The organism is Chthonomonas sp., assembly GCF_035294505.1.
Taxonomy (GTDB): domain Bacteria; phylum Armatimonadota; class Chthonomonadetes; order Chthonomonadales; family Chthonomonadaceae; genus Chthonomonas.
The window spans coordinates 1-15,720 of sequence record NZ_DATGKU010000145.1 but is presented as its reverse complement, the minus strand read 5'-3'; the positions used below and the strand labels follow the sequence as shown (position 1 = coordinate 15,720).

At 56.3% G+C, this 15,720-nt stretch carries 8 protein-coding genes; 7 read left to right on the top strand and 1 reads right to left on the bottom strand.

What is annotated here, in order from left to right:
* On the top strand, positions 1 to 1,519 hold a 1,519-nt coding region (murJ, locus tag VKV18_RS08255), incomplete at its 5' end, for a murein biosynthesis integral membrane protein MurJ (RefSeq protein ID WP_324203732.1).
* Between the two features lie 6 nt (positions 1,520 to 1,525).
* Here murJ and aroF read toward each other — a convergent pair.
* On the bottom strand, positions 1,526 to 2,548 hold the full coding sequence (aroF, locus tag VKV18_RS08250; RefSeq protein WP_324203731.1) for a 3-deoxy-7-phosphoheptulonate synthase: 1,023 nt from the start codon (positions 2,546 to 2,548) through the stop codon (positions 1,526 to 1,528).
* A 624-nt stretch (positions 2,549 to 3,172) separates the two neighbouring features.
* On the opposite strand from aroF, the gene VKV18_RS08245 reads away from it, so the two are divergent.
* The 6 genes from VKV18_RS08245 to VKV18_RS08220 form a co-directional block, all read left to right on the top strand.
* Positions 3,173 to 3,988 (top strand): hypothetical protein, encoded by an 816-nt coding sequence (locus VKV18_RS08245; RefSeq protein ID WP_324203730.1) that lies wholly within the window; start codon positions 3,173 to 3,175, stop codon positions 3,986 to 3,988.
* Positions 3,989 to 4,199: 211 nt separating this feature from the next.
* Entirely contained in the window at positions 4,200 to 5,402 is a 1,203-nt protein-coding gene (locus tag VKV18_RS08240; protein WP_324203729.1) for a hypothetical protein, read from the top strand.
* Positions 5,403 to 5,438: 36 nt separating this feature from the next.
* Positions 5,439 to 9,314, top strand: coding sequence for a hypothetical protein (locus tag VKV18_RS08235; protein ID WP_324203728.1), 3,876 nt, complete (start codon positions 5,439 to 5,441; stop codon positions 9,312 to 9,314).
* Positions 9,315 to 9,402: 88 nt separating this feature from the next.
* Positions 9,403 to 12,654, top strand: a complete 3,252-nt coding sequence (locus VKV18_RS08230) for a hypothetical protein (RefSeq protein WP_324203727.1) — start codon at positions 9,403 to 9,405, stop codon at positions 12,652 to 12,654.
* 34 nt (positions 12,655 to 12,688) lie between these two features.
* On the top strand, positions 12,689 to 14,446 hold the full coding sequence (locus tag VKV18_RS08225; protein WP_324203726.1) for a hypothetical protein: 1,758 nt from the start codon (positions 12,689 to 12,691) through the stop codon (positions 14,444 to 14,446).
* 872 nt (positions 14,447 to 15,318) lie between these two features.
* A partial coding sequence (locus VKV18_RS08220; RefSeq protein WP_324203725.1) for a DUF6531 domain-containing protein occupies positions 15,319 to 15,720 on the top strand: 402 nt, incomplete at its 3' end.

The following is a 15,720-nucleotide window of genomic DNA, read 5'->3' as shown; positions in this document are numbered from 1 at the left end:
CATCTACAACGGCTCTTTCACCATACCCGATCTCATCTTTTTTCTCATTGCAGGAGGAGCTATTTCAAGCGCCTTTATCCCCGTCTTCAGCGAGTACATCCATACCGGCAGGGAGCGTGAGGCCTGGCGCATCTTCAGTGTTGTCCTGTTTGTGATGACGGTTTTTATCGGGGCGCTTATTGTGTTGGGCGAGATTTTCGCCCCGACGCTTGTGCTGATCACAAACCCCGGCTTTGCGCACATCCCGCACAAAGTAGAAGATACCGTGCGTCTTACCCGTATTCTCTTGCCAGCCCAGCTCTGCTTCTTTCTCGGTGGCCTGATGATGGGCACCCTCACCGCGCGCAACATCTTTAGCGGGCAGATTCTCGGCCCCATCCTCTATAATGTCGGGATCATTTTTGGGGGGCTTTTTCTTACCAAACACTACGGGGTAGCGGGACTTTGTTGGGGAGCGGTGGGGGGCGCCTTCTTCGGGAATTTCGTGTTGCAGTGGATTTTTGTGCGGGCCACCGGTGGCTATCTTGTCACCAAAAATCTGCTCAAGCATCTGCGCCACCCCGGCGTTGTTCAGGTTTTCAAGCTGATGTTGCCGGTCATTTTAGGGCTGGCATTGCCCCAGGTCTCCACGATCATCGGGAAGATGTTTGCCTCAGACCTCGGTAACGGGGCACAATCCGCCCTTATGAACGCCAATAAGTTGATGCATGTGCCTATCGCCCTGTTTGGTCAGGCTGCAGGCATTGCTATCTTTCCGGTGATGGCGGCGCAGGCGGCACGCAAAGAGATGGCAGCCTTGAGGGCGAGCGTCAATTTCGGACTTCGCGCCATTCTCTTTATGAGCGTTCCGGCCTCCATCCTGCTTTATGTGCTGGCGCTGCCCATCATCCAGTTCTTGCTGCAAACGGGCAAGTATAGCTATGAAGATGCCCTTATCGCCGCCGCGGTTCTCCGCTGTTTTGCCATCGGCACTTTTGCCTGGTGCGCCATCAGCGTGGCCGCTCGGGGGTTCTATGCCGTGCAAGACACCAAAACGCCCGTCGTCATAGGAACGCTTGTGACCTTCGTGTTGGTGGGGCTGAATTTGGCCTTCTTCAAACTTGCCGACCGTCACGATCAAACGCATGCTGTGGCCCATATTGCTCTCACCATCTCGATAACCGCCATCTTGGACATGCTTGCTCTGGTCTACATGCTGCGCATAAAGTTGCGTGGCATCAACGGGGGCAGGCTGATGCAGTCGGTACTGCGAACCGTGTTGGCCTCCGGCGTTGCCGGCATCGTTTGTTGGGGACTGCGCAACGGCTTGCAGTGGTTCTTCATGCAGCGGCAACGTCAGGCTCTCGCCATAAACCCCGACTATCGCCCTCATGTAACCTTCGAGGCTTTTGTCATCGTTACGGCCTGTTTAGTGCTCTCCACAACGGTCTATTTGGCCATGGCGCTTTGGCTTCGCATGGAGGAGGTAAACGTTTTAAGACGCCTCTTTCGCCGGCGAGCGATGGCTTCTACGAACTGATTCTGCCTAAAGCGTGCGGCCTACCGCTTCCACCACCGGTCGAAGGTTGCGCATAAGGTTGCAAAAACCTTCGCAGGTGAGGGATTGAGCGCCATCTTTAATAGCCTGATCGGGATGAGGATGTACCTCGATAAGCAGTCCATCGGCGCCTGCCGCGATGGCCGCTTTCGACATCGCTTCTACCAGGCTGCGTTTGCCGGTTCCCTGACTCGGATCGACGATGATGGGGAGGTGCGAAAGCTCTTTTACGGCGGGCACCGCCGAAAGGTCGAGGGTGTTGCGGGTATGGGTTTCAAAGGTGCGAATGCCGCGCTCACAAAGAATGACATTGGGGTTACCCCCCACAAGAATGTACTCCGCCGCCTGCATCCACTCCTCAATGCGCGCCCACATGCCGCGTTTTAGCAGCACAGGCGTTCGCACGCGGCCTACCTCCCGAAGGAGATCGTAGTTCTGCATATTGCGCGTGCCGATCTGAAGAATATCGGCATAACGGCACACCAACTCCACGTTGCGCGGGTCCATCACCTCGGTAACCACCCGCATGCCGAGTTTATCGGCCACATCCCGAAGTATCTTTAGACCCTCCTCTCCATGCCCTTGGAAAGAGTAGGGCGAGGTGGAGGGCTTGTAGGCACCGCCTCTTAGGATGGTGGCGCCGGCCGCGTGACAGGCAACGGCCGATTCCCATGTCTGCTCATAGGTCTCCACAGTACAAGGGCCGGCCATAATAACCACCTGTTTTCCACCGACCGGTATCCCGTTCACATCTACCACGGTGCCTTCAGGATGATATTCTCGGCTGGCGAATTTGTACGGACGTAGAATCGCAATGACTTTTTCGACGCAGGGCATCGCCTCTAAGGATTCCATGTAGCGCGCTTTATCGGCTTCTGGCACGCCCACAGCCCCAACAACGGTGCGTTCGGCTCCATAAATTGTATGCGCGCTATAGCCCCACTCCCGAATGCGCTCCTCTACGCTGTGAACGTCTTCCTGTGTGGCGCCTTTTTTCATCACAATAATCATCTTAGCTATCCTTATATTCGCGTGTGTTATCGAACAACGTGGGATATATTTTACCTCTAGAGGCTTTGCGCCCCACTCCCTTCCCCTTCAAGGCCGACTCCCTCGCCCTCAAGGCCCCCACTCCCTCGCCCTTCTCCCTATTTGGGAGAGGGGTACCTCGCGGACGGCGCCTTTGCGGCCAGCACCGTTCCCGTGATCGTCTATCTCGCTGGCCGCTGCATCGCCGTGCGCTAGCACCTCCCGAATCGAGGGAAAGGTCGGGATAGGAGGCGAGCAAGGCAGGCTTGCTTAGTTAACTGCCTCTAGTATCGTGAGATTGGCAGCCCCACCCCTTCCCCTCAGAACGGGTGGGAAGTGAAACTTAAGATTTCTCGCCTGCGGCTCGAAATGACAGTTGTAGTATCGGCTCGAAATGACAGTTGTTGATCTCGTCTGCGGCTCGAAAGGACAGGCGTATCGCCAGCTCTTCAAGGCCGACGGTGCTGTGCTAAAGGCCCCCACCGGGTCGCCCCTACAGGCCGACACAGGATTCCCCAGTTGGGGCCGCTGTGTCACAACCCCGTGGAATCGGCGTAATTCTTAGCGTACACCCTGCTACATCGTCTTAGGAAAGGAGTCGAAACCATGCGGAAGTTCATGGGAACGTTCATTGGGATAGGTCTTTCCTTTGTCCTGGTAGGTTGTGGAGGGTTAGGCACCGGGCCGAACACCACGAGCCGCGTGCGGTTGTTAAATGCGCTCATCGGGGGCCCTTCGGGCGGGGTCAACATCGTGCAACGAGGAATGCCCGTAAACACACAGCCTCTGCTCTACGGGCAGATACTGCCTTCGGCAAATGGAGGGGTCAGCACCTACTACACCGTTGTTTCTGGAGGAAACGCCATTACGGGCACCGGCGTAAACACCGATGTGTATGCGGCGCCTGCTGTTAGCGGCACCCCTTTGGCGCCGGAGGCCTCCTTCTTGCTAAGCCCCCATACGCCGGGTCAAAGCGACGGAACCTACACCATTATCGTGGCCGGCATCGTCGGGCAAACAGGCGCCGAAGCGCCTGCGCTATTCCGCGCTATTGACAATGTGCCCTCCATCTCCTATGGCACAACGAATGCCTATCTGCGTGTGATCAACCTCGCGCCCGATACCGCAGGAACGCCGGGAATTACCCTGCTGAACAACGGGTTGCCGATACAGGGGCTTACCAACATCAGCTATGGCACCCCTTCTTCCTCGTCCAACTATGTGCCTCTATCGGTGATCGCCGGGTCTACATTCGATTTCAGCGTGGTGGCGGCCGGCTCCAATACCCCCATTCCCACCCAGAGCGACATCAGTCATGTTACTCTTCAGGCAGGGCATGCCTACACCATGTTCTTTATCGGCGAAGTCAACCCCACAAACGGAGCGCCGCATTTCGATGTGATTTTAACAGAGGATCAGTAGTCGGCCTTTTACCCCCATAACGCTTACCCCCTCTCTTTCCCATCCGAAAGAGAGGGGCGTTTTGGCATCTCCCCTCCAATCTGCAACATTCTTCGGGAGACGGTGTCTCACTGAATAGAAGAAGACAGAAGAACACGATCTCCTTGTGTGGGATATAAGTGAATATGCGAAAGAGGAACGACATAAAGGTGTCGCCCTCGAGGAGCAAAAGATGCCCAGATCAACAGAATTTGAACCTCATGAGAGCCAACAGCCCGATCCGTTCAACGAAGAACGGGTTTGGGAACTGTTAAGTAGCTATATAGACGGCGAGTTGACGCCGGAAGAACAGGAAGCGCTTCATGGCCTACTCGCCAAGTCGCCGCAGTGGCAGAGAGAGCTGGTGGTGCTGAAAGCCACCACGCAAATTTTGCGCAAAGAGGCGGAGGTAGAGCCTCCGGCCCATCTGCGCGGTGCCATTCTGGCGGCGACGGTAAATCGGCGCACATGGCATCGGCACATGGCGGATCTGTGGAGGCGCAGGCGCTTTGCAGGCTCGGTGGTGCTGTCGGGTGGGGCCTTGGCCCTGGTGGTGGCGTTGTGGGTAGCCTTTATCCGGTTTAACGCCATTTCCGCCTCCCATAGCCCGACCCGTCCAACGCATATCGCTGCCCTTCCGCAGGCGCCCGTTTTACATCGCCTCAACCATGGCCATGCTCTTTCGTCTCACCCGCTTCGTGCCAAAGTCATGCGGACGACATCAAGCCGACCCGGTGAAACGCTTATTGCCAAGCTCGTCGCGCCTTTGCGCTCTAAACCATTAATGCCTGACTTCGATCAACAGCCGGCCCAGCCTGTTGCCGCCTCTCTCTCCTCAGGACACCATGCGAAAGTGGCTCAGGCCGCACAGCCGGTGCGACAGCAGACGAGCCTTCATGCCAAACCCTCGATGGGGGCACCGACGACAGGGAACTCCAACAGCGCCGCCGGCACAATGGTACAGATGGCAGCCGTCTTCTCGCCGGTTCCGGGGATGGATCAGATCAATCAGCCCGCCTTTAGCCATCATGTCGGCGATGCGATGGACGTAAGCGGTAACCAGTCCGCCGGTGGTTCCGCGCCATCAAGCCAAACCTCCACGACGGGGCAGAAGCCAAGCGGGCCAACAGCGTCTATAAATAATAGTAGTAACGCTACGACCACCGCAGGCGGCACTACGACGCTTCAGCCCACAGGCGACAAGAAGCCGGTGGCCAACCAAGGGGATACCCCGCTGGCCTACATGGCCTATCTGCCGCCCGATGCCCTCAAGTTTCGCTCGACGGCCTCTATAAAACGCGAGCTGTCTGAGCGTAATTTGGGGCTTAGTCGCATTGCCATAGAAAATACAGAACAACGCCAAGCCCGAATCGTGTTGGTGAGCGGCCGTTTCTAGAACGGCAAGAGCGTCTAACATGAGGAGGGAGGAAGGATGAGCGTGCCAAAAGTTGCGAAAAGAGATTGTCGAAGCGTTTTGATCGTCACAATCCTTTCGCCCCTTTTGTCTCTGATTGTGCTCCTTCCTGCCACCATATGGGCACAGACCGTGCCGGCCATCCCGGTCGCCAGCACGTCGTCGCCCCCTCCGGCTCTGCAGCCCACTTCACAAAACCCAGGGCACCTTGTTCATGAGTGGCTGGCTGGTAGCGGTGAGGGGAGCTACGTGCTCTCTCACGGCAACGTCATCCCGAATACCCTGCACCTCTTTCTCGACGGTAGAGAGCTTACCGCCGGAAAAGACTATATGCTCGACCCGGCAACTGGCTCCCTCTTTCTCTCCGTCCCTGTGCCCTCTGGCGACCTCATCAGCGCCACCTATCGCTATCTCGATCAGCCCGGTGGCCCAAGCTTAGCCCCGATAGCGCCCGGACTACAGTTCAACCTAGGGGCCAACGCACAGCTGGGTCTCCTACTGGGGCTAACGGCAAGCGATGGAAACGGCTTTAACACCACCTTGAAAGGGCTTTCGCTGAGCAGCGCGTTCGGGAAGGGAGGCCTGGGCAGCTACAGTGGTCTGGCCTATTTTTCTAACGTTCAACGCAGTCAGAACATTGTCTTTGATCCCCAATCCCTTTTCAACCCCGCGCCCACAAACGCCCTTACAGGAAGAGGGCAGCTCATCCTGCAGAGTTTGGCGCTGCATTCGGGAGGCCTCTCGTTCACCGCAAACTACCAAGATGTGGGGGCCAAGTTCAACGGGTTTGCGGCTCTTAAGCAGGGCTTTCAAGGCAATCAAAGCATGCTGCAACAGTTGAACCAGCTTGAGAGTGAACGGGGGATCAAACGGCTTGGGTTCAGCTTGGACTGGAACGGTGGCAAAAACGGATCGGCGTCAGGGCCAACGTCCTCTCTCTCAGCTCTGGCGTTGAATTGGAACCGAATTGACGACGGCAGCGGCACCATCGAACAGCGCTCCGCCGAGCTTCATGCGGGGCTGTTGGGAGTGCATTATAACTTTCAGCAGGTAGGGCAGAACTTCAAGCTGTTCTCCGGTTTGCGCGAGGCCCAAAAGACCGACTGGATGCACCAAACAGGGCTTCGTGAGTCGCAATTGGGAATCAATCTCGCCTTTGCAGGCAACAAGAAAAGCCCTACCCTCGGCGGCCTCGATTTTGAAAATACGCATATTTCCGCCAAAAGCGGCGCCTTCGATCGCAGCGCCTTCTCGTTGCAGACGAAGGGGCTAGATATCGGCTACATCCACAACGCTATAACTAAAGGCTTTGGCCGTTTGGGCGACCTGAGCCTTGCAGATAAGACCAACTTAGCATTGGATAGCTACCACCTCTACGACCCTACCGCAGCACCCAATGCGGTATCACCGGTAGATTTAGCGCAGGTAATAGCGAACGACGGCCTCGATAGAACCGGTTTTCATCTGCTGCTCGACCCCTCGGCAACGAGTCGGTTCGCCTTTTCGCAGCTGGCGTTGCGGCTCACCGGCGCTCTGGGAGCTAAGCCCGGCAGCGCACCCGATGCAGGGATGTTTCGACAAAGCCTTGAAGTGCAGCTAGGTGGCTTCCACTTTGCGCTGATCAATCGGCGCACCGATGCGGCATTCGGCCAACTGGCTATGCTGCCGGATATTGACAAACGCTATCTCGCACTAGATATCCTCCGTCAGTTTGACCCCACCGCCGACCTCAGCAAACTGCCACCTCCTCTCATCGCCCAAGCGGCGCTGCATGAGGCCGGTTTGGCACGGACTCTGCTCGATGCAAGCTTGCAGTTGGGCAAAGGGAACAAAGCCTCGTCGCTGGCCTTCTCGGCCTTCACCATCAAAGACACCTCTGCGACAGCGGGCAATACGCCAGCTTCCAATGTCACATCCCTTACAGCAGCGCCAACCCCCGCTATTACCCGCGAGAGTGTTGCCCTCTCTACGCCTCAATTTCAACTGGGCGTGACACAGCAGTCCATCTCCGACAACTTTACTCGTCTGCCTCTGCTTTCCGATGTGGAAAAGGCGCAGTTCGGCAACGAACACGGCCTGCGCAGCCTATTGCTCAACTTTAACTGGCAGATCGATAAGACTACCCATTTAACCTACAACTCGCTGGGCTTTGCTCCCACCCCCGATGCGGTTGCTGCGACCCTGGCTCAAACAAGAGCGCAGGGCGTAGATGCGACCACCGCACAACAGATGGCAAATGCAGGCATGCAACGCCAAACTCTGTCGCTCACAACCAAAGGGCTTACGCTTAACGCCGACTTTGCCCAGGTGGATAAGTACTTCATGCGAGCCACCGACCTGGCCCTACCGGCCCCCGATCAGAATCTGATCAACTCCGAACGTGGCTTCCGCCGAGCGGCACTCAGCCTGCATTTCGATAAGATCAAAGGGCTGACACTAGACACCTACGATTATGGGGCAACCAATCTGTTCGATCTATTGACCCATGCCATCTTCCATCACAATCTGGTCTACACCCCACGCCAGAACTTTAGCCTCACCTATAGCGATGATGGAGATATGGCTACCGCCAAGGGGGTGGCGAACGGTTATCAGCATCGCTTGGTGGCCCTAAACACCCAGGTGAAGAAGGGGTTAGGGCTGAAGCTTTCGGATGAAGTGCGGGTTAACCTCACCAACAGCCAAGTAGGCGAGACGATCCATCAGCAGGACGTTCATATAGATACGACGCAATTGGGGCAGGGGGGAGCAGTGGATTATCAGGTGCAGCAAGCGACGTCGCTTGATGGCAAATTTACCAACTTCACCTCAATGAGCTTGCATTCGCAACCTACCCAGTATCTCACCTTAGACTACACACGCTCCGACCTGCGGCGTTCACCGGATGCGAACAATCCGGTGGAGAAAGGTAAGCCGATCATCGTTGAAAACACGGAGGGCTACGGAGTCAAGTATCAGGCCACAAAACAGTTGGCGTTAACGATTAACACCACTACTACCGTTGCCGACGATCAGAACGGGAAGAGTGCCGTTTCGCTAGGGCTTCAAGGAGAGCCGTGTAAGGATATTACTCTGGCGGCACAGTTCGATGAGTTGCATACGAAAGCCGACCAGAACACGCACGATGTGGCGAACTTCTCCATTCGGAACACGAAGCCGATCAGCTTTGGACCTCTACAAAACCTCACGATCCAAGCCGGATACGCCTCGCTGAACGACCATCGGAAACTGATCAACGAGACCATGACCGGCCACATTGAATGGACGCTCTGGAAGAACACCTTTGCTTTGGACTACAACGGCCAGACGTTACCAAACGGCCAAAGCACCGCCACACGGCTCTACTCCTTCGCAACCGACCCCAACCCGCATCGCTGGCTTCACGCGAGCTTCTACTATCGCGATTGGACGATGTTTGATGGCAAGGTGATCTTAACCCGCAAATTCATGGCCGACGCTAAATTAACCCCGGTGACACACCTTGTGTACAACTACGGGAGCTTGCCGGACGATGGGCATGGGCAGTACGTGCCGGAGACCGCGGTGGACTTCAGCCTGCAAAACGACTTTCGTAAGAACCTAACGCTGGGGCTATTTTATCGGCTAAGCCGTAACACGGCAACAAAACTGCTTACGCGCTCGCTGGGCTTTAGTCTGCAACAGAAGCTAGACCCCTATGAGAGCTTTACGTTCTCCTTTAGCAAGGGTGTAAACGGCTCCGCTATCGGTTATGATCGATCCGATCAGCTCAATATCGCCTTTGAACGCAAGTTCAATTCCGACGACTTCTTCTCCATTGGGGCGACCTGGGTGACCCATGATGGCAAGGATGCAGCGGGACGATTGCTGCATGACGAACTGCGGGGCGAGCTGAGCTTTAACTTCCTCTTCTAGGAAATAGCAAAGCGATCGCGGAATAGATAAGGAGGATGAAGGCTTTTTAGGTGCGGGCGCCGAAAATAGGTTCTGTGGAGAGAGGGATATGAAAAAAGAGAAAGCACTGCACTATCTCAGCCTCGGGCTGACAGGGGCTTTGGTGGCTTTGTGTGGGTTTGGCCCTAAAGGGGAAAACACGGCACAAACCAAACCCCCATCAGGAGCTGGGCTGACGCCGGATAAGATCGCGGCCTACTCAAAGATATTTACGCAGCAGATTTGGCCGCTTCTAAAGCAGGATTGTGCCCCATGCCATATGGGCAGCAACCCGTCTCAGTTGCGCCTCATGCCCGATGGGGCAGCCACCTATCAGCTCTTATTGACGGATGGTCATCTCGACCCGAACAATCCCTCCTCTCTATTGGCGCGTGTTAGCTCTACGTCGGATGCAACCCGTATGCCGCCGCCTCCTCGTCATGCCTGGAGTGCCGCCAACATCGCCAAGTTGCGCGATTTCTGTAGCAAGCTCTATGCCGGTGGCCCTAAAGATACGGAGAGCACCGATGGAGATGGAAGCCACTTCCCGCCGGCCCTCTTGATGCCCTACCACGGGCCTATTCCCGCCGATAGCGGAGACAACACCTTCCTCACCTACTACCAGCTTCGCAACAAGATACAGACCATTTTTGGCGACGACTGGCGGCGCGATAACCAGGATATGTTCGAGAAGAACATCGCCCAGTTTGGCGGGGCCGATTTTGTGCACAGCTTTAACGAAAGCGCCCATCCCAGCGCGGAATATCTTGCCGCCATGGATGCCCTTTCTGAAGACGTGGCCTCAAACGCTTATCTCAACCATACCGGGCCTTTTATGGGGCTGCGCATTCCTACCCGTTCTCCATTGGCCGGCCCCAAACCCGATCCTCTCTATCAGCATGATATCGCGCTGCTCTATCAGCGGATGCTGTTTCGACCGCCAACCCCCATAGAGTTACAGCAGTCGTATAAATTCCTGCAGGCCATCTATCGGGCAGCCTCTCAGGTGGCACAAGGCAGCTATGCCCTGCAGTTTCAGCTGACGGCCAAAGACCCCGAAGGACATGTAGCAACGCGCCAAGTGCGCATTGAAGTCGTAAACGACTCCTACGGTCTGCAGCAGACGTTGGTCAATGAAAACGATACGTCGCATGCCAGCCCGGATAAGAAGCTCGCGAAATGGACGCTGGGTGCCCCGGTGCTGCTAAAGGCCGGCGATGATGGCCAGTTTGTGACTATCTCCAACGAGGGGCACCAGGGCGTTGTTGAGGTGAGCGGCCTCGAGGTGACAGGGCCACTGCCCAACGGAACAACCCACCTGATCTCCATGAAAGATGCCGGCGTCGTCGCGCAGGGCGCATGGCATCTTAATGAGCGCGATGGGATAGCTTCCTACGAAGAGGATGATAGAGATGGAGGCGAAGGGCAGATCACCATCCCGTTGAAGGTGGCGCAGACCGGCAAATACATATTGACATTAGATTGGCGCTATCATCCGGTGCAGACCACACAGATAGATGGGCGTACCGTTTACGAGGGCCGTAACGCCACCGAGACCTTGGTAGAGGTTCATTCCCATAGTCCCTCTACATCGGCACAGCCACCGCTACCGCCGTTGCCGCCACAAGGCCAGGTGACCTTCTATGTGGATGAGACAGACGACACCCATTCCACCTTTAGTCCCGATGTCGCTTTTCAATTTGGCAAGGGCGATGGAGTGGAGATATCCAACGCAGAGACGCATGGTCTCGTTGCGGCCGATGCCGTACATTTTGTGCCCGATGTCGCTAAGGGAAGCCAGCCGCCGCTTGCCGACTTTTACGTGAAGAGCAACGAGGCAGACGGGCAACAAGGCTGGAGCACTTTGGGTGACGAGTATGGCCAGTTCTATCAGGCGGTTAGCCCGCATATTCTCTGCGACGGCAACAACGAGAGCCTGAAGGGCAAGTTGCGGCTGTACTATCGGCCGGATGTACACCCCAAAGAGTGGCAACCGACGGCCTTCTATCGCATTGAGTTCGGCTATCCGGGGCACGAGGGGCATTCAAGCCATGTGCCGCTTACGGTGCATGCTCTGGCTTCAACGCCCATTCTCACCATCGTCGCACCGCCTCGCGCCCATGTGGGTGCCACAATCACGTTAGATGCGAGTGCCTCCTTCAACCTACAGCGCTCTCCACTTGAATATACTTGGCGGCAGATCGGGGGGGCGCGTGTGGCGATAAAGGATGTCCATACCGCTGTTCTGCGCTTTACCGTGCCGCCCATGTCGGCACAACAGGCGGCTTGGGAAGGGCTGTGTCGGCTGTTAATGAAGCATCCCGACTTTCTGTTCACCCGGCCGCTCTCTTTGGCGGTAACCACCAACCCCAAGATACGCCGAAGGCTGCAGCTGGTGAAAATTGCGCAGGATTTGGTGGCCCGGCCGCCCACGCAGGCCGAGATCGCACAGTTGGATGCAGGTGCCCCGCTCTCATCGTTTGTCGATCGCTACCTGCACTCTAAAGAGTTTGCCGATTTCTACTTCCGCCGTATTCGGCTCTACTTAGAGAGTCACGGCTCCCCTACCGATGATGAGCCGGTGCGATTGTGGACATGGATCGCGCTCCATCACCATCCCTTCAAGGAGATTCTCACGGCGGATTACACGGTGACGCCGGATTGGAAGGTCGAGCCACGCCCTGCCTACTACGGCCACAGCGGCGTCTTAACGATGAAAGGCTTTATCGAAGGCAAGCCGGGACTGCCGCATTTCAACTATTCCGCCCAGGTGCTTGAGAAGTTCCTCGGCTATGTGTTTATTGTGCCGGAGGCGATCGTAAAGATGCGTGAGGGCATTACCGCCGTGCAGACCACCACGCCAGGAACGGTCTGTTTTACGTGCCATCAGGTGTTAACGCCCCTCGCATATCAACGCTCGCGCTTCACGGACGACGGAGTCTATCATGAGCGCGACAGCCAGGGCAACCTGATTGACGATACGGATCATCAGCTTGTGCCTAGCTATCCGTTCAAAGGGGAGGGCATGCAGGCTTTTGCCGAGAAGGCTGTCAACACAGAGCGTTTCATTCGCACGATAATCCAGACGCATTTCGTGTTCTACTTCGGGCGCGAGATGCGTTGGGACAAAGATGAGAGAGGCCTTTACCATCGTCTATGGGAAACCGAGAAGGCCAATCACTACGATATCGAGGGGCTGATCCGTGCGATTGTGCTCAGCCCAGAATATCTCAACGGGAGCGTACGCCCATCCCCCGCCTCTAGCCCGCAAGAGCCGACAAGAGAGCGCACAAGCCCGCGCGTCGCGCGGCTAGGTTCATAAGGGGCAGGGCAACGAGATAAGGAGAAATACAGAGATGCGTGATTTTCGTTCCGAGCGAATACCGGAGTGTCGAGTTTCCGACGAGGTCATACTCCGTCCGGCTCCTAGTGAGCATCCGGGAAATGCCGGCTTCTTCAGCCGTAGGGAGTTTCTGCGTCGTGCCGGTATGGGGCTTGCGTCCCTCTGCGCTTTGGATTTTCTGGCCTACTTCAAAGCCTATGGGGCGCCGGTAACAACACGCCGCACGGCGGAGATGGTTCATGAGATGGCGCAGGAGGGCGATGAACCGCGGTTCCTCATCTATTGGTACCTAGAGGGCGGCTGGGAAAGCTACGACATGTTCAGCCCCCTGATGACGCCCAACAACGTGATCCATCGGCTCCCACCAGACCGGATCAGCGATGAGTTCTATCGTGTGCTTCACTTTGGCGAGCCACACTACGGCATCTACAAACAGGGCAATATTCGGTACGGTTATCTGGCCGAGGAGGGCAAAGAGCATTTTCCCTATATGGCCGTGCTCAGCTCAATGGACACCGGTGAGTTCCATTCGGGCGAGCGCTTAAATGTGCATATGGGTTCCTATAACCTTGTGCTCACCGATGAACGTCAGCCGGACGAGCGGGATGTGATGCAGGCCTTTGCGGAGGTCTACGGACGTCCCTATGTTTTGCCCAACATCGGTTGGTTTTGGTGGCTTGCCGATGGAGAGTTGAACGAGCAGCAGTATACGGGGCGGAGGGGCTTTTATCCGAACTTAGGGCCGGTATGGGCGCATACCATCTATGCGGGCACTCCGGCGAACCTAAAGCGATTCCTTATGCGAATGCAGCAGAACTCCTCCGACGTGGTGAACAGCCAGATCGAGCGTTTTGTGGATAACATGAGCGCCTATCTCACTCGCGATAACCATATGGAGATTATTCGCAGCTACGATTCGGCGCTTGGCATCTACAACAATTTGGCACGGGCCGGTAAGCGACTTGATGCCAATCTCATCAATAACCTCTTTAACGACCCTGTTCTGCGCGAGAAGTTCGACATCAAGCCCGAAGATGAGATGATCACCTATACCAGCGTGAACGGCAATAAGGCGCGTACCAAGTTCACACCGGCAACGAACGTGCAGGCGATGATGGCCTATGAGCTGATGCGCGCGGGGCTTTCGACCTGCTTCTTCATCGAGTCGCGTGATATTCGCCTCTTTGATAGCCACTACGCGCGTCGTGGTCTTTGGGGGCCGGACCGCAGAACGCCGATCGGCATGCCGGATCAGACGAACATGATGCGTGAGAACCTCTGGAAGCCGTTGAACACGCTGGTCGAGTTGTTAAAGAGCACGCCTTACAAGAACACCGGAAAGAGCCTGTTCGACTACACGACGATCGTCATCACTTCCGAGTTCGGGCGCACGATTCGGGGCGATGTTCGTGCCATCCAACAGATGAATATCAGCGATGCGGAGAAGGACAAGCTGATCTACGATCAAGACATCTCCCAACATTGGCGCGTAACCGGGGCGGCTTTTTTGGGGGCAGGCGTTCGCGGAAACTCGCAGTTTGGTGGCGTAGGCCAAAAGACGGGGATGCCTATCCCTCTTCTGCCGGACGGCAGCATGGACCCAGCCTACGATCCGATTACCGGTGAGTTGCTACCGGGGAGGACTCCATCAAAAGACGCTTGGGTACCCAACCATGGCGATGTGTACGCTACGGCGCTCTATTTATGTGGAATCAACCCTAAAGGGCGAGGGCGTAACGAGCGTCCTGCCATGCGCTACATAAAGGCCTGAGCGGCGGCGCTGTCAAAATCGGTTAGGGGGAGGCTTGCTTCCCTTAACCGAACTTGCTTTGCAGGTTGTCGCTAGCACCGGAAACTAATCTCACTAGCCCTCTTTCTCTAAAAAACAAACGGAAATCCCAGCGGCCAAAATGATCTCCTTAAATGCCTCATTCCCTGGCCGCTGCATCGCCGTGCGCTAGCACCTCCCGAATCGGGGGAAAGGCCGGGATAGGGAGCGAACAAGATAGACTTGCTGTGCTAATTGCCTCTAGAACCGTGAAGCCGGCAGTCTCTGCAGCCTCACCCCTCGCCCTCAGAACGGATGGGAATGGAAACTCAAGATTTCTCGCCTTCGGCTCGAAATGACAGGTGTGGTATCGGCTCGAAATGACAGTTGTCTTCGGCTTGAAATGATAGGCGCATCACCGGCTCTTCAAGGCTGACGCACCCCCCCTCAAGGGTTACCCCTACGACCCTTCACTTCAACCCTCCCTCTCTTGCATCTCTATTCGCCCCTTACCCTCATCTATAACACCTTCACTATCTTACCCCTTACTTACTACCCTCCTACAAAAAATTTTTTCCTCACACCCATAAAACTACTTGACATATCCTACTACCCTGTGTTATCCTGTTCTCGTCTGAACCCGCTCACCCCTTCGAGCACAGACCACACAACCGCATATCCAACCTTGGCCATTCTGAGGCTCCTGAGGCGACCTCCTCTCCTTCGAGAGGCCTCCCCAGTCCTCTTGGCATAGACTAAATCTATTCCAAAACAAAGGAGACTTTCACAATGGCTAAGAACAGAAAACAACGCAAACAGCAACAAGGGGAAGGCAGTGTCTCCCCCCCGTAGGTGGTAACGTCTCACGACCCACCATGTCCCAACGCGGCATCCCCAGAAGACAGTTCCTCTCCTCCGCACTCGCCGGCCTCGGTGCCGCCTTCCTCGCCGGAGCTTCCCTCGAAAGCCCTCAACAAGCCCAAGCCCTCTCAACCGGTTCCCCACCCCTCCCACCTACCCCAGGCCCCGCCCGACCTTGGCACCCGCCCGTAAGGCTTGGCATCGGCCATACCAACCTCGCCTCCGGCAACGCCCACGGAGCCTTCCCTCTCTTTGGATGGAATGGACGCGGTGGCGGGCTTGCCTTCACCCTCTTCTATAACTCCCAATCCTCCCGCACCAGCCCCTTAGGCCCCAAATGGAGCCACAGCTATCGCAGCTATCTGCTTCACGTTCCCAACACCCAAAACGTGGTGTGGGTGCAGGAGGACGGCAGC